Origin of the sequence: Hypericibacter terrae (assembly GCF_008728855.1) — a bacterium.
GTDB lineage: Bacteria > Pseudomonadota > Alphaproteobacteria > Dongiales > Dongiaceae > Hypericibacter > Hypericibacter terrae.
The window spans coordinates 3763465-3781763 of record NZ_CP042906.1; the positions used below are offsets into that span (position 1 = coordinate 3763465).

At 66.1% G+C, this 18299-nt stretch carries 16 protein-coding genes; 5 read left to right on the forward strand and 11 right to left on the reverse strand.

Going from position 1 to position 18299, the window contains the following annotated elements:
- Nucleotides 1-35 precede the first annotated feature (35 nt).
- The 3 genes from FRZ44_RS17090 to FRZ44_RS17100 all read left to right on the forward strand — a co-directional run bounded on the left by FRZ44_RS17090 (nucleotide 36) and on the right by FRZ44_RS17100 (nucleotide 4616).
- Complete coding sequence (locus FRZ44_RS17090) at nucleotides 36-1022, forward strand: zinc-dependent alcohol dehydrogenase family protein (protein ID WP_151178322.1); 987 nt, start codon at nucleotides 36-38, stop codon at nucleotides 1020-1022.
- 241 nt (nucleotides 1023-1263) lie between these two features.
- On the forward strand, nucleotides 1264-3699 hold the full coding sequence (locus FRZ44_RS17095) for a GcvT family protein (RefSeq protein ID WP_151178323.1): 2436 nt from the start codon (nucleotides 1264-1266) through the stop codon (nucleotides 3697-3699).
- A gap of 14 nt (nucleotides 3700-3713) precedes the next feature.
- Nucleotides 3714-4616, forward strand: a complete 903-nt coding sequence (locus FRZ44_RS17100) for a 5'-methylthioadenosine/S-adenosylhomocysteine nucleosidase (protein ID WP_191908150.1) — start codon at nucleotides 3714-3716, stop codon at nucleotides 4614-4616.
- Between the two features lie 173 nt (nucleotides 4617-4789).
- Here the strand turns inward: FRZ44_RS17100 and FRZ44_RS17105 are convergent, their stop codons facing one another.
- The 6 genes from FRZ44_RS17105 to FRZ44_RS17130 form a co-directional block, all read right to left on the reverse strand.
- The gene (locus tag FRZ44_RS17105; RefSeq protein WP_151178324.1) at nucleotides 4790-5383 is read right to left on the reverse strand and encodes a sarcosine oxidase subunit gamma; all 594 of its coding nucleotides are present in this window, start codon (nucleotides 5381-5383) and stop codon (nucleotides 4790-4792) included.
- On the reverse strand, nucleotides 5376-8354 hold the full coding sequence (locus FRZ44_RS17110; protein ID WP_263641895.1) for a sarcosine oxidase subunit alpha family protein: 2979 nt from the start codon (nucleotides 8352-8354) through the stop codon (nucleotides 5376-5378). The genes FRZ44_RS17105 and FRZ44_RS17110 overlap by 8 nt, the downstream gene beginning before the upstream one ends.
- Entirely contained in the window at nucleotides 8351-8635 is a 285-nt protein-coding gene (locus FRZ44_RS17115) for a sarcosine oxidase subunit delta (RefSeq protein ID WP_151178325.1), read from the reverse strand. The genes FRZ44_RS17110 and FRZ44_RS17115 overlap by 4 nt, the downstream gene beginning before the upstream one ends.
- A 12-nt stretch (nucleotides 8636-8647) precedes the next feature.
- On the reverse strand, nucleotides 8648-9907 hold the full coding sequence (locus FRZ44_RS17120; protein WP_225308307.1) for a sarcosine oxidase subunit beta family protein: 1260 nt from the start codon (nucleotides 9905-9907) through the stop codon (nucleotides 8648-8650).
- A 141-nt stretch (nucleotides 9908-10048) separates the two neighbouring features.
- Nucleotides 10049-10930, reverse strand: coding sequence for a glycosyltransferase family 2 protein (locus FRZ44_RS17125; protein ID WP_151178327.1), 882 nt, complete (start codon nucleotides 10928-10930; stop codon nucleotides 10049-10051).
- Nucleotides 10931-10948: 18 nt separating this feature from the next.
- Complete coding sequence (locus FRZ44_RS17130; RefSeq protein ID WP_151178328.1) at nucleotides 10949-11527, reverse strand: dTDP-4-dehydrorhamnose 3,5-epimerase family protein; 579 nt, start codon at nucleotides 11525-11527, stop codon at nucleotides 10949-10951.
- A gap of 237 nt (nucleotides 11528-11764) precedes the next feature.
- Here FRZ44_RS17130 and FRZ44_RS17135 point away from each other — a divergent pair, with 237 nt between their 5' ends.
- Together FRZ44_RS17135 and pncA are read left to right on the forward strand one after the other, a co-directional pair.
- Entirely contained in the window at nucleotides 11765-12760 is a 996-nt protein-coding gene (locus tag FRZ44_RS17135; protein WP_225308308.1) for a lipid A deacylase LpxR family protein, read from the forward strand.
- A gap of 92 nt (nucleotides 12761-12852) precedes the next feature.
- Nucleotides 12853-13494 carry a bifunctional nicotinamidase/pyrazinamidase gene (pncA, locus tag FRZ44_RS17140; RefSeq protein ID WP_151178329.1) on the forward strand — a complete coding sequence of 214 codons (642 nt, stop codon included), beginning with the start codon at nucleotides 12853-12855 and terminating at the stop codon, nucleotides 13492-13494.
- 12 nt (nucleotides 13495-13506) lie between these two features.
- Here the strand turns inward: pncA and FRZ44_RS17145 are convergent, their stop codons facing one another.
- From FRZ44_RS17145 to FRZ44_RS17165, 5 genes are all read right to left on the reverse strand, one after another.
- Nucleotides 13507-14220 carry an ABC transporter ATP-binding protein gene (locus FRZ44_RS17145; protein ID WP_151178330.1) on the reverse strand — a complete coding sequence of 238 codons (714 nt, stop codon included), beginning with the start codon at nucleotides 14218-14220 and terminating at the stop codon, nucleotides 13507-13509.
- Complete coding sequence (locus FRZ44_RS17150) at nucleotides 14217-14957, reverse strand: ABC transporter ATP-binding protein (RefSeq protein WP_151178331.1); 741 nt, start codon at nucleotides 14955-14957, stop codon at nucleotides 14217-14219. The genes FRZ44_RS17145 and FRZ44_RS17150 overlap by 4 nt, the downstream gene beginning before the upstream one ends.
- The gene (locus FRZ44_RS17155) at nucleotides 14945-15940 is read right to left on the reverse strand and encodes a branched-chain amino acid ABC transporter permease (protein ID WP_151178332.1); all 996 of its coding nucleotides are present in this window, start codon (nucleotides 15938-15940) and stop codon (nucleotides 14945-14947) included. Before FRZ44_RS17155 ends, FRZ44_RS17150 begins: the two co-directional genes overlap by 13 nt.
- A complete protein-coding gene (locus FRZ44_RS17160) occupies nucleotides 15937-16818 on the reverse strand; it encodes a branched-chain amino acid ABC transporter permease (RefSeq protein ID WP_151178333.1) in 882 nt (293 codons plus the stop codon). The genes FRZ44_RS17155 and FRZ44_RS17160 overlap by 4 nt, the downstream gene beginning before the upstream one ends.
- A gap of 97 nt (nucleotides 16819-16915) precedes the next feature.
- Complete coding sequence (locus FRZ44_RS17165; RefSeq protein WP_151178334.1) at nucleotides 16916-18238, reverse strand: ABC transporter substrate-binding protein; 1323 nt, start codon at nucleotides 18236-18238, stop codon at nucleotides 16916-16918.
- Nucleotides 18239-18299: the final 61 nt, after the last annotated feature.

Here is an 18299-nt window from a genome sequence, read left to right on the forward strand (position 1 = left end):
GCGTCGGCGGCAGGGACTTACGGAAAACCCGATCCATGCGCGCAATGATCCTTGCCAAACCTCAGGCGGCGCTGCGCCTGGAAGAACGACCGAACCCGCCCCGACCGGGTCCCCATGAGGTCCTGATCCGCGTCCATGCCTGCGGCGTCTGCCGGACGGATCTGCATATCGTCGACGGCGAACTGACCTCGCCCAAGCTTCCCCTGGTTCCCGGTCACGAGATCGTCGGAATCGTGACCGAGACCGGTCCTGGCGTCGAGCAGCTTCATCCCGGCGACCGGGTGGGCGTGCCCTGGCTGGGCTGGACCTGCGGCGCTTGCGAATATTGCCGCAGCGGGCGGGAGAATCTCTGCGCCAGCGCGCGATTCACCGGCTACCAGATCGACGGCGGGTTCGCCGATTACACGGTCGCGCATGAGCGATTCTGTTTCCCCATCCCGTCGCGCTTCTCCGATGTCGAGGCGGCGCCCCTGCTCTGTGCCGGTCTCATCGGCTATCGGGCGCTTCGCCTCGCCGGCGATGCGGGAAAGCTGGGTCTCTATGGCTTCGGCGCGGCGGCGCATATCGCCATCCAGGTGGCGCGCCATCGCGGCCAGCAGGTTTTCGCCTTCACCAAGCCCGGCGACACGGCCGGCCAGGATTTCGCGCGCGGGCTGGGTGCCGTCTGGGCGGGCGGCTCCGATGGCCTGCCGCCGGAACCGCTCGACGCCGCCCTGATCTTCGCGCCCGTGGGTGCGCTCGTGCCGGCCGCTCTCCGGGCCACGGGAAAAGGCGGAACCGTGGTCTGCGCCGGGATTCACATGAGCGACATCCCCAGCTTCCCCTATCGAATCCTGTGGGAAGAACGCATGGTTCGTTCGGTGGCCAATCTGACCCGTCGGGATGGCGAGGAATTCCTCGCCATCGCCCAGGCGGTTCCCGTCCACACGACGACCACGGCCTTTCCCCTGGCGGAGGCCAACGATGCCCTGGCGCGGCTGCGCGAGGGACGCATCGAAGGCGCCGCGGTGCTGGTTCCCTGAGGCGAGACCCTCCTTCCCGGGGAGGGCGTTTTCCGACCGAAACCCGCCGGCTTCCGCCTTGACCGGTTGAAAGCGGCCGACGCATTCTCCCCGGCGCCGGGATGCCCCGGGACGGCTCCGCCGCCCCGGGATATCCTCCCCCATCGACCGGCCTGAGGGACCGACAAGGTCGCCCAGGTGCGGCGCCCGTCACTGTTCCAGCGGCTCACAGGCCAGCGACACTCAGGAAAGAACCACTCGGATGAAATCGCATACCCAGGTCGCCGTGATCGGCGGTGGCGTCGTCGGCTGCAGCGTGCTGTACCACCTGACCAAGGCCGGCTGGAAAGACGTGGTGCTGATCGAGCGCGACCAGCTCACCTCGGGCTCGACCTGGCATGCGGCCGGCGGCTTCCACACCCTCAATGGCGATCCCAACGTCGCCAAGCTCCAGGGCTACACCATCGGCCTCTATGACGAGCTCGAGAAGATCTCGGGCCAGTCCTGCGGATTGCACCGCTCGGGCGGGCTGATGCTGGCCGACACGCCGGAGCGCATGGAATGGCTGAAGATGGCGCATGCCCGCGCGCGCTATCTGGGCCTCGAGACCGAGCTCCTCACCGCCAAGGAAGCGCAGGAGCTTTTCCCGCTGATGGAGGCGAAGCACTTCGTCGGCGCCATGCTCGACAAGGCCGACGGCAATCTCGACCCCTCCGGCACAACGCACGCCTATGCCAAGTCGGCACGCATCGCCGGCGCCGAGATCTATCTCAAGACGCGCGTGAAGGAGCTCAAGCCCCGCAAGGACGGGAGCTGGGACGTCATCACCGAGCAGGGCAACATCCAGGCCGAGCATGTCGTCAATTGCGGCGGCCTCTGGGCCCGCGAGGTCGGCCGCATGGTGGGCTTGGAGCTGCCGGTGCTGGCGATGGAGCATATGTATCTCGTGACCGACGAGATGCCCGAGGTCGTCGCCTTCAACAAGGAACGCGGCCACGAGCTGCCGCATGCGATCGACTTCAAGGCCGAGATCTATATGCGCCAGGAGCGCAGCGGCATGGTGCTCGGCACCTATGAGAAAGATTGCCGCCCCTGGCAACCGCGCCAGACGCCGTGGGACTTCGGCACCGAGCTGCTGGAGCCCGATCTCGAGCGCATCGCGCCCTCGCTCGAGCTGGGCCATAAGCATTTCCCGGCCATGGCCAAGGCTGGCATCAAGCGCATCATCAACGGCCCCTTCACCTTCTCGCCCGACGGCAATCCGCTGGTGGGCCCGGTCCAGGGCTTGAAGAATTTCTGGTGCGCCTGCGCCGTCATGGCGGGCTTCAGCCAGGGCGGCGGCGTCGGCCTCGCCCTCTCGCAATGGATGGTGAATGGCGATCCGGGCTTCGACGTCTGGGCCATGGACGTCGCCCGCTTCGGCGAATGGGCGACCCGCTCCTACACCAACGAAAAGGTGCGCGAAAACTATTCGCGCCGCTTCTCGATCCGCTTCCCGAACGAGGAGCTGCCGGCGGCGCGCCCGCAGCAGACCACCTCGCTCTATGACGTGATGATCGCGCAGGGCGCCGTCATGGGCGACAGCTGGGGCCTCGAGACCCCGCTCTGGTTCGCGCCCAAGGGTACCGAGCCCAAGGACATCGTCTCCTTCCACCGCTCGAACGACTTCAAGCACGTCAAGGCGGAGTGTCTGGGCGTGCGCAACGCCGTCGGCGTCACCGAGATCGCCAATTTCGCGAAGTACGAGTTCATGGGCCCCGGCGCCGAGGCCTTCCTGTCGCGGCTCATGACCAACAAGATGCCGCGCACCGGCCGACTCATCCTGACGCCGATGCTCAATCCCGAAGGCAAGCTGATCGGCGACTTCACGATCGCCAAGGCGTCCGATGAGCGCTTCATCATGTGGGGCTCGAGCCAGGCGCAGAAATATCATATGCGCTGGTTCGAGAAGCATCTGCCGGCCGACGGCTCAGTCGCGATCCGCCGTTACGACATGGATCTGGTGGGTCTCTCGATCGCGGGACCGAAGTCGCGCGAGCTGCTGCAGCGCCTGACCGACGAGGATGTCTCGAACGCCGCCTTCAAGTTCATGGATCATCGCTCCATGGACATCGCCAATTTGCCGGCCATGATCAACCGCGTCACATATTCCGGCGATCTGGGTTACGAGATCTGGGTGGCGCCGGAATATCAGCGCCGCCTCTTCCTCGCGATCCACGAGGCCGGCAAGGATCTGGGGCTGATCAATTTCGGCATGCGCGCCCTCCTCTCGCTGCGGCTCGAGAAGAACTTCCCGACCTGGTATCGCGAGCTGCGGCCGATCTATGGCGCGTTCGAGGCGGGCCTCGACCGCTTCGTCGATCTCACCAAGAACGACTTCATCGGCCGCGAGGCCGCCGTGAAGGAGAAGGAGACCGGCGGCAAGCTGCGCCGCGTGACCATGGTGGTCGAGGCGTCCGATGCCGACGTGCTGGGCGACGAACCGATCTGGCACAAAGGCCAGGTCATCGGCTGGGTGACGTCCGGCGGTTATGGCCATTATGTCGACAAGTCGCTGGCCCAGGGCTATGTGCCCAAGGAGCTCGCGGCCGACACGGCCAAGAGCGCCTTCGAGATCGAGATCCTCGGCGAACGCCGCAAGGCGACCATCATTACCGACCCGCTGTTCGACCCGGAAGCGAAGCGGATGCGCGGCTGACGAGCAGGCCGCCGATGCTGAAATGGCTGACCGTCCCCGCGCTGCTGCTGTCGCTATTCGTGGCGGCAGCGCCCGCGGCGGCGGAGACGCTCGACACCACGCCGCGAACCGCGGTGATGTCGGCCTATCAGCCGGAATGGGTGCTACTCCAGTCCGAGCTGCAGGGCCGGAAGGACCACGCCGTCAATGGAACGGGCTTCGCGACCGGCACCCTCGAGGGCAAGCCGGTGCTGCTGTTCCTCAGCGGCATCAGCATGGTCAACGCGGCGATGACGACGCAGCTGGCGCTCGATCATTTCACCGTCGATCGGATCGTCTTCTCCGGGATCGCCGGCGGTGTCGATCCGGATCTGACGATCGGCGACGTGGTGGTTCCCGAGCAGTGGAGCGAGTACCTCGAGGCGGTCTTCGCCCGCGAGAAGAGCGGCACCTACGAGCTGCCGGCGCATGCCGATAAGCCGGCCGCCCATTTCGGCATGATCTATCCGCAGCCCGTGAAGATCATCAACGGTGGCGAGACGGAGAAGCGCAACTGGTTCCCCGTCGACCCTGGGCTCCTCGCCGTCGCCAGGGCCGTCGCTAGCACGACCGTCCTGCAGGACTGCGCCGCGCAAAACTGCCTCGACCATCTGCCCAGGATCGTGGTCGGCGGCAACGGGGTCTCCGGTCAGGCCTTCGTCGACAACAAGGAATTCCGCGAATATGCGCGAAGCGCGTTCGCGGCCGAGGTCCTCGACATGGAGTCCGCGGCGGTCGCCCACGTCGCCTATGTCAATGCCAAGCCCTTCATCGCCTTCCGCAGCCTCTCCGACCTCGCCGGCGGGGGAGAAGGCGAGAACGAGATCGGCACGTTCTTCCAGCTGGCGTCGGACAATGCGGCGAAGGTGGTGAGAGCGTTCTTGAAGGCGCTGAAGTAAATATGATCGCTACGCTCTACTGCGAAGCTTCGAGCGCGCTCGCCGATCGGCACAGCGTTCAATTCTGAAATACCCCTCCCCCTACCCCCTCCCGCAAGGGGAGGGGGGTGAGATGTTTGTTGTCCCAGCCCCTCCCCTTGCGGGAGGGGGTAGGGGGAGGGGTGACTCTGGCTCTATCTCATCACATCATATCCGACCGGCAGCGCCGCGTCGGTGAACCATTCCCAGATCGAGTGGGCGAAGGTCCGCATCGCACAGATCTCGTAGCGGTCGGCGGCGCTGCGATGGACCAGGACCGGGGTATGATGCAGGCCCGTCAGGGCGAACTGCCCGAGCTTGAAGACATTGGGATCGAAGTCGATCGGGATGCCCTTGGCGAGCACCTCGCGCGCGGCCGTGCCCTCGATGAAGATCCGCGTACGGCTGTGCGAGAGCGGCAGGATCGAGCCGACCGCGGGCGACACGGTCTGCGACAAACGCTCGGCCAGATCGTCCTTCTCGGGTCCGACGATCCAGAAATGCTCGGGGCCCACGCGCATGACGGTGCGGCCTTGCACCGAGACGCCATCGCCGACCCTGGCTGGCAGGCTAGCTCCCAACAGCGAGGCCAGCGCCGCCTCGAACGAAGCGGCCTGGTCCGGAAAGCCCGAGGCCTGGACCAGCGACCAGCCGCGGACTTCGCCCAGTTTCACGCCTCGCTCGCCCTTGGCGCCCTCATGGCCGCCCTGCTGCAGGTCCTTCTCCAGCGCCGATCGCCGCTCAAGCATAGAGGCGTTCCCCCTTGGGATCGATGAAATGCGGCGAGACAATGCGCGCGCGCACCTGCTCGTTCTTGACCGGATAGGCGCAGAGGATCTCCGCGCCCTCGTGGCGGAGCCCGCCACTGAAGAGACCGAGCGCGATATATTTCTTCAGCTCGTTCGACCAGGTGACCGATGTGATGTAGCCGCGGCCATGGCCTTCGATCTTGTCGTCTTTGAGGAACAGGATCGAGCCGCCCCGCAGCCGCTTGTCGGATTCGAGGCATTCGATCCCGACCAGGCTCCAGCGCTCCGGCGCCTGCAGCAGCGGACGGAAGCGCAGCTCCCTGCCGATATAGGCCTTCTCCTTGCCGGCCATCTTGCCCAGCCCCAGATCGTCGAGCGAGGTGCGGTGGTCGAGCTCGAGCCCGGCCACATGGCCCTTCTCGATGCGCAAGGAAGCCAGCGCCTCGAGCCCATAGGGCTTGATCCCGAGGGGCGCGGCGACTTTCAGGATATGCTCCCAGAGCGCCACGCCGTGATCGGCCGGCGTATAGACCTCGTAGGCGAGCTCGCCCGAGAAGCTGAGCCGGATCAGCCGCACCGGGACGCCGTCATGGGTGAATTCGAGCGCGCCCATATAAGGCAGCCGGTTGTCGCCGACCTCGGTGCGGGGGAAGGCCAGCGCCAGTGCCTGGCGCGCCTTGGGGCCCGAGACCGCCATCGCGGCCCATTCGTCGGTCAGCGAGGCGACATGGACCTTCAGCTCGGGCCAGGCCGCCTGCAGCAGGAACTCGACCCAGGACATGACTTCGCCGGCCTGCGCCGTCGTTGTCGTCATGAAGAAACGCGTCTCGGAAAGCCGCGTGGTGGTGCCGTCATCCAGCACCAGCCCGTCATCGTTCAGCATCACGCCGTAGCGCGCCTTGCCCACCGGCAGCTTGGCGAAGCCGTTCACATAGATGCGGTTAAGGAATTCGGCCGCGTCCGGGCCCTGCACGTCGATCTTGCCCAAGGTCGAGACGTCGGCGATGCCGACGCCGTGCCGCACGAGATCCATCTCCTTGACGTAAGCCTCGGCCGCATCCTTGCCGGCCCAATCGTAATACCAGGCGCGCAGCCACGGCCCGGCCGGCGTCATCCGGCCGCCATTGGCCAGATGCCAGTCATGCAGCGGCGAGAGCCGCACGGGGCGGAAATGATGGCCGACGCTGCGCCCCGCGATCGCGCCCAGCGCCACCGGCGAATAGGGAGGGCGGAAGGTCGTGGTGCCAGCTTCCGGGATCGTCACGTCGCGCAAACCCGCCATGATCGCGAGCGCGTTGATGTTGCTGGTCTTGCCCTGGTCGGTGCCCATGCCGAGCGTGGTGTAGCGCTTCAGATGCTCGACCGACTGATAGCCTTCCTGATGGGCCTGGGCGATGTCCTTGACGGTCACGTCGTTCTGGAAATCGACGAAGGCCTTGCCATGGGCGCTCGACTTCACCTCCCACTGGGCAGCGATGGCGTAGGCGCCCTCGCCCTCGATCGCGGGCGCAACCGGCTTGGCGGCGCTGATCGCATGGCCTGCATGGGAGGCGGCTTTGGCACCCGCTTCCGCGCCCTCGCCGATCGCCGCATCGAGCGCCAATGTGCCGACTACCGCCCCGGCGCCGAACTGGCCCTTGGCGAAACCGCCCGGCACGAAGGCCGCGATGTCTTCGCGATAGACCGGCTTGATGCCGCCATGCGAGGTCAGGTGCACGGTCGGCGACCAGCCGCCGGACATGCAGACGAGATCGCAGGGGCGCAACTCGCCCGAGTCCGCGCGGCCCACCGGACCCAATCGCGCCGCCCTGACCGACTTGCCGCCCTCGACATCGAGGATGGCGTTGCCGGGGCGAAGCTCGATGCCATGGCGCGCGGCGATCGCCTGCAGTCCCGGGGCGATCTCGCCGCGCAGATCGGCGATGGTGACCTTCAGCCCCGCCGCCGCCAGATCGAAGGCCGCGCGATAGGCGCTGTCATTGTTGGTGGCGATGATGGCGCGCTTGCCGGGCGCCACCGCGAAACGGTTGAGGTAGGTCCGCGCCGCCGAGGCCAGCATCACGCCCGGCCGGTCGTTGTTGGAAAAGACCAGCGGCCGCTCGATGGCGCCGGTCGTGAAGACGATCGCGCGGGCCCGCAGGATGGTGACGATCTGGCGGGCCTCGCCCTTCTTGGGATCGGGCGAAAGATGATCGCGCCGCTCGATCAGCCCGACGGTATTGCCGTCATAGACGCCGAAGACCGTGCTGCGGGTGAAGATGCGGAGGTTCGGCAGGGCCTGGAGCTCGGCCTTGCGATCCTCGATCCAGCTCGCGCCTGCGCCTTCGCTCGGTTCCGACAGCAGGCTGCCGCCCAGGTCGGAATCCTGCTCGGCCAGCACCACGCGGGCGCCGCTGCGGCCCGCGGTCAACGCCGCCGCCAGGCCGGCAGGGCCCCCGCCCACCACCAGCACATCGGTGAAATCATGGCGGGTCTCGTAGCGGTCGGGGTCGGGCGCGTAGGTGCCCTCGCCCAGGCCCGCGGCCTTGCGGATATAGGGCTCGTAGAACATCCAGGAACCGCGCGTCGGCCCCATGAAGGTCTTGTAGTAGAAGCCCGCCGTCAGCAGCGGGGCCGCCAGCGAGTTCACCGCCATCAGGTCGAACTCGACCGACGGCCAGCCATTCTGCCGGCGCGCCACGATCCCCTCGACCAGTTCGGTCATGGTCGAGGGAATGTTCGGCTCCTGCCGTCCGCCCTCACCCAGCGTGAGGAGTCCGTTCGGCTCTTCGATGCCGGCCGCCATCAGCCCGCGCGGACGATGATATTTGAAGCTGCGGCCGACCAGCGCCACGCCATTGGCCAGCATCGCCGAGGCCAGCGTGTCGCCGGCAAAGCCGTTGATCCGCGCGCCATCGAGGGTGAAGGAGAGCGGCCGGCTGCGGTCGATCCGCCCACCTTGCGGCAGGCGATGAGAATTGCCCTTCATCATCGGCCGGCTCCGCCTTTGGCGGCGGCTTCGCGCGCGGACCTGGCGGCGCCGGGCGTGTTGGTCGCCGTGTCGCGCTCCAGCACCAGCCATTGCCGGCAACCCAGCACATGCTGCCAATATTCGCGATGCGGACCCTTGGGGTTGTCGAACAGGAAGACATGATCGTGCCAGGCCTTCAGGTCGCCCGTGCCATGCGCGGGCCGCGCCTTGCTGGCATCGCTGCCATAGCGGAACTCGGAGTAGTCGCGCTCGCCGCACCAGGGGCAGGTGATTCTCAGCATCGTCGAAGAGCCTTACTGCTTGTAGTTCCAGTTGCCGGCGCCGTGATCGTCGAGCTCGCCGCCCTTCTCGAACCGGTCGAGGCTGAAGCAGCGGTTGAGCTCATGCGCCTCGCCCTTGGCGACCGTATGGGCGAAGGTCCAGCCCGACGCCGGGATCGCCTTGAAGCCCTGATAGCACCAGCCGCCATCGAGATAGAGATTGGGGATCGGCGTCCCGCAGATGAAAGGCGCGCCGTCGGGCGTCATGTCCATGATGCCGGCCCAATGCCGCAGCAGCCGCAGACGCGAGACCGCCGGGATCAACGAGACGGCGCATTCCGCCACGGTCTGGATCTTCGGCAGCTGGCCGCGCTGGGTGTAGTTGTTGAAGCCGTCGATATGGCCGCCGAAGACGAGGCCGCCCTTGTCGGATTGAGAGATGTAGAAGAGCTCGGCGCCGAACGAGACGACGTGATGGATCAGCGGCTTGATCGGCTCGGAAACGAAGGCCTGCAGCAGATGGCTTTCGACCGGCAGCCTCAGGCCCGCCTTGGCCGCCACATGCGAGCTGTGGCCCGCGACTGCGATGGCGGTCTTGCCGGCGCGGATGGGCCCCTTGGTCGTCTCGATCCCGGTGACCTTCCCCTGCTCCATGGTGAAGCCGGTCATCTCGCAATTCTCGATGATGTCGACGCCGAGATCGCTGGCCGCGCGCGCATAGCCCCAGGCGACCGCGTCATGGCGCACCGTGCCGGCGCGCTGCTGGATGATGCCGCCCACGACCGGAAAGCGCGCCGCGTCGCTGTAATCGAGATAGGGGAGCAGCTTCATTACTTGCCCGCGATCGAGCAGCTCGGCATCGATGCCATGCAGGCGCATGATGTTGCCCTTGCGCGCCAGCACATCCATCTGCGACGGGTTGTGCGCCAGGCCGATCTGGCCACGCTGCGACAGCATCACGTTGAAATTGAGGGTATGCGACAGCCCTTCCCAGAGCTGTAGCGAGAATTCGAAGAATTTCGTGTTGCCGCCGATCATGTAGTTCGAGCGCACGATTGTCGTGTTACGCCCGACATTGCCCGAGCCGATATAGCCCCGCTCGATCACCGCGACATTCTTGATGCCGTGATTGGCCGCCAGATAATAGGCCGTCGCCAGCCCATGCCCGCCGCCGCCGATAATGACGACGTCATAGCTCGATTTGGGCGCCGGCGACCGCCAGGCGCGCGGCCAGGGGCTCGAGGGAAGGAGGGCGTGGCGGAGAAGGGAGAGGGCCGAATAGCGTTTTGCCAAGGCGGGAAACCCGAACTGATGCTTTAGCGCGGGGATGATAGGGACATGAGAGACGCGCCGGCTGTCAATAGCGACGGGCATTAGCGACAGGGCGTCGCCCAGCCCATCATTTTCAGGGGACGATTCCGCCCCCTGCCGGGGCTATGTCCGTCCGGGGCCCGTTGCGGGGCCGCGGCCTCCCCAGCGGCGCACCAACCCGGCCTTGAGCAGCCGTCCGCTCTTGGCGGCCGCCCGTTTCAAGGTCAGCGTGTCGAGCTCCTCCCGAACCGCCTCGCGGGCCAGGGCATCGGCGGCCTGGCGCCAGATTCCCTCTCGAAATCCGGGTTCCTGGAATCGGGCCCGCCAGGCGGCCAGCTCGTCGGCCCGCTCCTGGTCGGTCAGGTTCGGCCGCGCGCTGCTGGCGGTGCAGATGCAGGTCGGCACCAGGGCCGACCGGGCGCGGCACCAGGGCTCGGCCAGGAACTGCCGCCACATATAGAGGTCGGTCCAGGGGAATTCCGGCGGGGTGGTCCGCCAGCCGTAAGGCAGCTTCCGGTAGGCTTCCAGCGTATGGCCGGCGAAGGTGAAATCGAACCGGTTGAAGAGCTGCGTCAGCATCAGCCGGCGGAACTCGGGGTTCTCCAGATCCGCCGGCAGAAACCGCAAGGCGCCCGCGTCGTCGAGGCCGATATGAAGCGTATGGCCGAAATCGACCTCCCGCAGCAGCCGGTCCAGGGTCTCGAGATGCTCGGGCATCCAGGCATCGTCATCGCCGAGATAGGCGACAATGCGCCCGGTGGCCTGCTTCAGCGCCTCGTGACGATGGATCTCGCCCTTGCGCGGCCCCTTCGGGAAATCGAAGAAGCGGATCCGGGGGTCGGCCGCACCCAGCTCGCGCATCACGTCCCGCGTGGCGTCGCCGACGCCGTCGCCCACCACGAACAGCTCGAAATCCTGAAGGGTCTGGCTTTGCGCACTCGCGATCGCGTGGCGCAGGGGCGCCACATGGTTGTGCGTCGGGATCAGGATGGTTGCGGCCGGCATCGCGGTCGGGTCAGCGCCTCATGACCGCCGCGGCACCCCGCCCGCGGCCTCGAACTGGCGCAGGAGGGTCGCGAAATCCGGCAGGTCGGCGTCGCGCGGCAGCAGGATCGGCGCGCGCGAAGGCCAGTCGATATCCAGGTCGGGATCGTCGAACCGGCATCCGGCCTGGTCGACGCCATCGTAATAGGCGCTGAGGCCGTAGAGATAGGTCACGGGGTCATGGGCATAAATGCCATGCGCGACGCCGGGCGGGATGATCAGCACCTGGGGCGCCTCGCCCTCGGCCTGGAGCGTCATGCCCCGTCGGAAGCTCGGCCCGTCCCGGCGCAGATCGGCCAGACCGATCGTCGCCCGGCCGCCGACGACAACGATGTAGTCGACGCGCAAGCGGTGCACATGCACACCGCGCAACACATGGCGGCGCGTATTGATGAAATCCCACTGCACCGGCCTTGCGGCCAGCTCCCAGGAGTCGCGATGAATCTCGCAAAGGCTGCCACGCAGATCGGGGGCGGGCGTCAAGGGTCGCAGCCGAACGCCCGCGATTGCAACGGGCTTCACCTTCAAACCGGTCTTGGGAACGAGATCGCCGTCCATCTCCGACCCCTTGCACCGAGCTATCGCCACCCCCCCCGCACGACAATCTCGGAACTTCCGGCTGTCCCCCCAGTTAGACTACTGCTTTCGCCCGCCTCTGCCCAGCCGCCCGTTCCTGATCACTGGACCCGTAACTCCTGGCTGTCTATCCGGTCACTCTCGGCTGACCGCCGCCGCCCCATCGGTACGGAGACGTCTCTGGCCGTCCGCTTTCTCAGCATTAGCACCGCGATCACGATGCGGCGCCGGCCGGTTGCGGCCGGCATTTGCGCCGTCATGATCGGCCTTGGCATTTCCCCGCAAGCCCGCGCCGACGAGTTCGAAGACGGCACCTTCAACCTGGTGCTCGAGAACGACCTCGTCTCCGGCTTCGACCAGGACTATACGAACGGCATTCAACTGAGCTGGACTTCGGGCCTGGGCGGAGCGCCCTCCTGGGCCGTGGACGCCGCCCGCTGGCTGCCCTTCTTCGCCGACCAAGGCGATGTCCGGGTCAGCTACGGCATCGGCCAGAACATGTACACCCCCAGCGATATCACGGTCGCCGACCCGCCTGCCGACGACCGACCCTACGCGGGCTGGCTCTATGGCTCGATCGGCCTGATGGAAGAAACCGGCACGCGGCTCGACCAGTTGCAATTGCAGATCGGCATGGTCGGACCCGCCTCGCTCGCCGACAAGACCCAGAGCTGGGTTCATGGGATCATCGGCGCCGATAAGCCCCAAGGCTGGGATCATCAGATCAACAACGAGCCCGGAATCGTTCTCACCTATGAACGCAGCTGGCGCGCCTTCGTGTCCGGCGACATCTGGGGGTTCTCCTTCGACGCCACCCCGCATATCGGCGGCGCGGTCGGCAACGTCTTCACTTACGCGAACGCCGGCGCGACCTTGCGGCTTGGCTGGAACCTGCCGGACGATTATGGCCCACCGCGAATCGAGCCGAGCCTCCCCGGTTCCGGTTTCTTCGAACCCCAGGACGATTTCGGGCTCTATTTCTTCGCCGGATTGGATGGACGGGCGGTCGCGCGAAACATTTTCCTGGACGGCAATACATTCCAGGACAGCCGGAGCGTCGATCGGAATATCTTTGTCGGCGATGCGCAGGTCGGCGTGGCCTTCACGATCCGGACCGTGCGCCTGGCTTACACCCATGTCTTCCGGACGCCGGAGTTCGACGGGCAGCACAACGTCGACAAATTCGGCGCGCTCAGCCTCACGCTCCGCTTTTGACACTGGCGGATCGGTTGATCTCCCTCCGGGGCGGCCTTAGACTCGGGAACCAACGTCGCAACGGCATCGGATTCGCAAGAGAGGATCGCCCCTTGGCCGCCCTCAGGAAAGAGAGCCCCAATGCGGGCCTCATCGTCATCGACCTGCAGAACGATTTTTGCCCCGGCGGCGCGCTCGCTGTCGCCGGCGGCGACGAGATCGTGCCCCTCGTCAACCGCCTCATCGGCTCCTTCGAGCATGTGGTGCTGACGCAGGACTGGCATCCCGCCGGCCATTCGAGCTTTGCCTCGACCCATGCCGGCCAGGCGCCCTTCGCTGCGGTTCAGATGGCTTACGGCTCGCAGACGCTCTGGCCGGATCACTGCGTTCAGGGAACCCCCGGCGCCGAGTTCCACCGGGACCTGGCCTGGACCAAGGCCGAGCTCGTCATCCGCAAAGGGTTCCGGAAGGCGATCGACAGCTATTCCGCCTTCTATGAGAACGACCGCAAGACCCCGACGGGCCTCGCCGGTTACCTGCGCGAGCGCGGCCTGACCAAGCTGGCCCTGGTCGGCCTGGCGACCGATTTCTGCGTCGCCTATTCGGCGCTGGATGCGGCACGCCTCGGTTTCGACACGACCGTGCTGCTGGATGCCTGCCGCGCCATCGACCTCAATGGCTCGCTGGCGACGGCCCGGCGGCAGATGCAGCTGGCGGGCGTGAGCCTCGGCGAGGCCGCCCGGCTCGTTGCCTAGGCCGCCCAGCCATCACATCGATCGCAACCCGACCCCGACATAACGCTGCAGGGGCGTCGGATCGGACCTGAGGCTGGGGACATCGCAGGTCTCCTTCACCGTGCCATTCTCGATGAAGGCGACCCGGTCCGCGACCGACAACGCCGCCTCGACCCGCTGCTCGACCAGGATGGTGGCCACGCCCTGGCTCCGGAGCAGCCGGACCGTATCGAGGATCGCCGCGATCATGCTGGGCATCAACCCCTCGGTCGGCTCGTCCAGCAGCAGAACGGCCGGTTCCAGGCAAAGGGCACGGGCGACGGCCAGCATCTCCTGCTCGCCGCCGGAGAGCGTGCCGGCGGCTTGAGCCAGACGTTCCTTCAGGACCGGAAACAAAGCCAGGACGCGTTCGCGCACCGAGGCGCCCCGGTCCCGGGCCATAAGGCCGATCGCCAGATTTTCCTCGACCGTCAGCTCGGCGAACAGACGCCGGCCCTGCGGCACATAAGCGATGCCGCGGCGCGGGATCTCATGCGCCGGCAGCCCGCCGAGATCGACATCGCCGAGGCATACCCGCCCCGAGCGCGGTTTGATGAGACCCATAATGGTCTTGAGCGTCGTGGTCTTGCCGGCGCCGTTGCGGCCGAGCAGACAAAGCACCTCGCCCGGCGCCACGCGCAGCGAGAGATCGCGCAGCACTTGGACGCGCCCATAGAAACAGTTCACGGCGTCGAGGGTCAGGATCATGTGCCGAGATAGGCCCTCTGCACCTCGGGGTTCGCCCTGATTTCCTCCGGCGTTCCCTCCGCCAGGATCCGGCCGTTGTCCATCACAGTGATGAGATGGGCCAGATCCATCACCACCGGCATGTTGTGCTCGATCAGGAGCACGGTCGCGTCGGCCGCGATCTCGCGGATGAGGGCGCAGAACCCGACGATCTCCTCCTCGGAGAGGCCTTGCGTCGGCTCGTCGAGGATCAGGAGCTTGGGCTCGAGTGCCAGTCCGATCGCGAGTTCCAGCAGTCGCTGATGGCCGTAGGGCAGCGTCGAGGCCAACGCCGGCCCCCGGCCTTCGAGCCCCACGCGAGCGAGTGTCCGATCGACCTTGCTCATCAGGTCGGCCTCGCCACCTCTGCAGGGAAGGCCACGCTGCGCCGCCAAGGCGACATTGTCGAAGCAGCTCAAGTTCTGGAAAACGCTGGTGATCTGGAAGGTATAGGCGATCCCGCGCTCGACCCGCGACCAGGGGCGCAAGGCCGTGATGTCCTCACCCTCGAACAGGACGCGTCCCGAACTCGCCGGGATCCGTCCGCAGATCATGCCGACCAGCGTGGTCTTGCCGGCGCCGTTGGGACCGATCACAGCGCGGATCTCGCCGCGCTCCACCGACAGATCGACGGCGTCGACCGCGCGCAGGCCGCCGAACTGGCGGCTCAATTTCGCCGTGGACAGAATCGTCGCGTCGGCGCCGGTCACGGCAGCCATGGCAGCCATTTCTGCCGCAACGTGCCGAGGATGCCTTTCGGGAACCAGAGCACGAGCAGCACCAGGGCCACGCCGACGATCAGCATGTAGCTCGAGGTATATTCGCTGGAGAAATCGATCAGGTAATACATCAGGGCCGTGCCCAGGAGCGGGCCCAGGATCGTACCCTGCCCACCCAGCAGCACCCAGAGCAGCGGCAGGATCGAATATTGGATGCCGGCGAAGGTCGAGCCGACATAAGAGAAAAGGAGCGCATAGGTGGCGCCGGCCGCCGCCGACAGTGTGCCGGAAAGCGCGAGCGAGCCCAACTTGTAGCGGAAGCTGTGATAACCCAGCATCACCGTCCGCGCCTCGTTCTCGCGGATCGCCACGAGCACGCGGCCGATGCGCGAGCGAACAAGGAAGAGCGAGACCAGCAGGCTGATCGCGAAGAGCAGCAGCGCCAGATTATAGCGGATCGGCGGCGAGACCAGGGTCAGGGGTCCCTCCTCGCTGCCCGTGTCCCAGCTCCAGGCGCTCAGATCGATGACGATACCCTGGTCGCCCTGCGTGATCTCGTTGAAATAGAGCGTCAGGAGGAAACAGGCCTGGGCGAACATCAGCGTCACGATCATGAAGGAGACGCCACTGGTGCGCAGCGCGATCATGCCGACTACGAGCGACAGGGCGAGGCCCGTGAGCAGGCCGACCACGAAGGCCGAGAGCGGATCGAATCCCAGATAATAGGCGCTGAGGCCCGCGCCATAGAGACCGGCCGCGAAGAACATCGCATGACCGAGGCTCATCAGGCCGGTGTAGCCCAGCAGCAGATTGTAACCCATGGCGTAGCTCGCCAGGATCATGATCCGGCTCATATTGGTGTGGTCATAGGCCGGCAACAGGAACTGCAGCGCGAACAGCGCCGCGATCACGCCGAGATGCAGCCAGAGCGGCCGCCGATCATCGTGCCGGGAGGCGAAGGCGGGCAAGGCCGGCGCGCTCATCGGGCGCTCCGGGCGAACAGCCCTTCCGGTCGGAACACCAGCACCAGCGCCACCAGCAGGGTCGCGATGATCTTGGAGAGTGTGCCGGAGAAGAAGACCGAAATCATTCCATCGGAAAGCCCGATCACGAAGGCGGCGATCACCGTGCCGCGCAGGCTGCCGAGCCCGCCGATGATGACGGTGATGAAGGAGAGCAGCAGCGGGTCGAGTCCCATCAGATAATGGGCCTGCTGGATCGGCACGATCAGCACGCCCGCGACCGCCGCCAGCATGGCGCCCAGCGCGAAGATCATCGAATAGACGCGGGCGACGGGGATGCCGAAATTCTGCGCGGTCTCGCGATCGAACTGGGTCGCCCGCATGACGAGGCCGATGCGGGTGCGCATCAGCAGGAACCAGGTCAGCAGCAGCAGGGCGGCCGAGGCCGCGACCACAACGAGCTTGTAGCCGGAGTAACCGAACCAGGGGAACTGAATGCGGAAGCTGATCGGCGGTTCGACCGGATGAGCATCGGGTCCGTAGAAGGTCAGCACCAACTGCTGGATGATATAGAGCATGCCGATGGTGGCGACGATGGTCGCCTCGGGATTGTAATTGAGTCGGGCGAGGACCAGCCGGTCGGCGCTCCAGGCGATGGCGCCCACCACCAGCGGGCTCAGGACCAGCGCCAGCAGAAAGCCCAGGGCCGGAATGCCGGGAACGAGGCTGCTGAAGCCATAGGCCAGCACCGCCCCCAGCATGAAGAACTCGCCATGCGCCACATTGACGATGCGCATGACGCCGAACACGAGCGAGAGCCCCAGCGCCGTCAGCGCCAGCACGAAGGCGGCGGCGGTTCCTTCCAGGAAGGCCAGGAGAAGATGGGGACCGAGACTCATGGCGCGCGGCTTCCCGCGATGAAGCCGCACGCCCTCTCTTCACCCTTACCGGAGGAAGAGAGGGCGCCGCCGTTGGAAATCACGACCTCGGATGCCGTCAGAGCGGCTTGGTTGTGTAATCCGTTTCGGGCGGATAGAGCCCATCCTGGATCGCCGTCTTGTGGACGACGTTCAGCTTGCCGCCCTCGACCTTCGAGATGTACTGGTGGCCGTAGCACTGGTGGAGCTTGCCGTTGAAGGTCTTGTCGCCCTGCGGATGCTCGTCGCCCTCGGCGAAGACCGTCATCGCCTCGACCGCCTCGATCAGCGTGCCCTTGTCATGGAAGGTCGGCTTCTGGTAACCGCTCTTCTCCATGCCGGCCTTGATGACATAGAGCGTCTCCCAGCAGCCGAACATATGGGAGTAGGTCGAGACTTCCTTCGGATCGGCGGTCGAGGCACCATTGTCGTCGACGCCGACTGCGGCGCGGTAATGCTTGTCGAAATCGGTCTGGTCCTTCTGGGCGTAGCGTGGGAAAGCCTCCCAGAAATAGGTGCCGTCCAGATATTCGAGGCCGGGGCTCGCCATATCGGTGGCTTCGAGCGAATCGATGAAGCCGAAGATCTGCGGCCGGGTCGTGCCGAAATGATCGCCCATCTCCTTGACGAAGGTGAGCACGCCGGGACCGACCATCACATGGTAGATGACCTCGGTGTCGGCCGGGACCTGCGCGAAATATTTCGAGTAGGAGGTTTCGGTCGGCGCCACCGGAATGAGCGCCGAGATCGAGCCGCCCTGCTCCTTGATCGCGGCCGAGAAGAAATCGCGATGGTCGTAGCCGAACGCGTAGTCCGGATAGATCATCGACACCTTCTTGCCGAGATTGTTCGCGATCCAGGGCGCCATCGCGATCACCTGCGATTTCACGTCGGTGATGCCGGGCTGGAAGGTGTAGCGGTTCAAGGCGCCCGAGGCGACATGATGGCCCTCGCTGACGACGAAGTAGGGCATCTTGAGCTGACCCGCGGTCGGCGCCGATCCCATCACCACATGAGAGAACAGCGTACCGAACACCGCATCGACCTTATGTTTGGTCGCGAACTTCTCGACCACCTCGGCGCCGCGCTTCGGATCGGTGCCGTCGTCCTCGGCGATGATCACGATCTGACGGCCGTTGATGCCGCCGGCGTCGTTGATCAGCTTGACCGCGGCGGTCGTGGTCTGTTCGTACCAGCGCCCGTAGGCGGCGCCGATGCCGGTGCGGTGCACCTGGAAGCCCAGCTTGATCGGCTCGGCGGCGTGGGCCTGGATGAAGCGCATCGGCGTCGGCAGCAATCCCGACGCGGCGGCGGCACCGGCGGCAGCACCCAGCCCCTTGACCAGGCTGCGGCGCGTGATCAGCGAGCCACTTGATTTCTTGATGGTTCCCTTGGCAGTCATCGTCGCGCCTCCCCAGCGTTGAGCGGTGGCCTGCACGCTTCTCCCGCGCGGGCACCGGTTC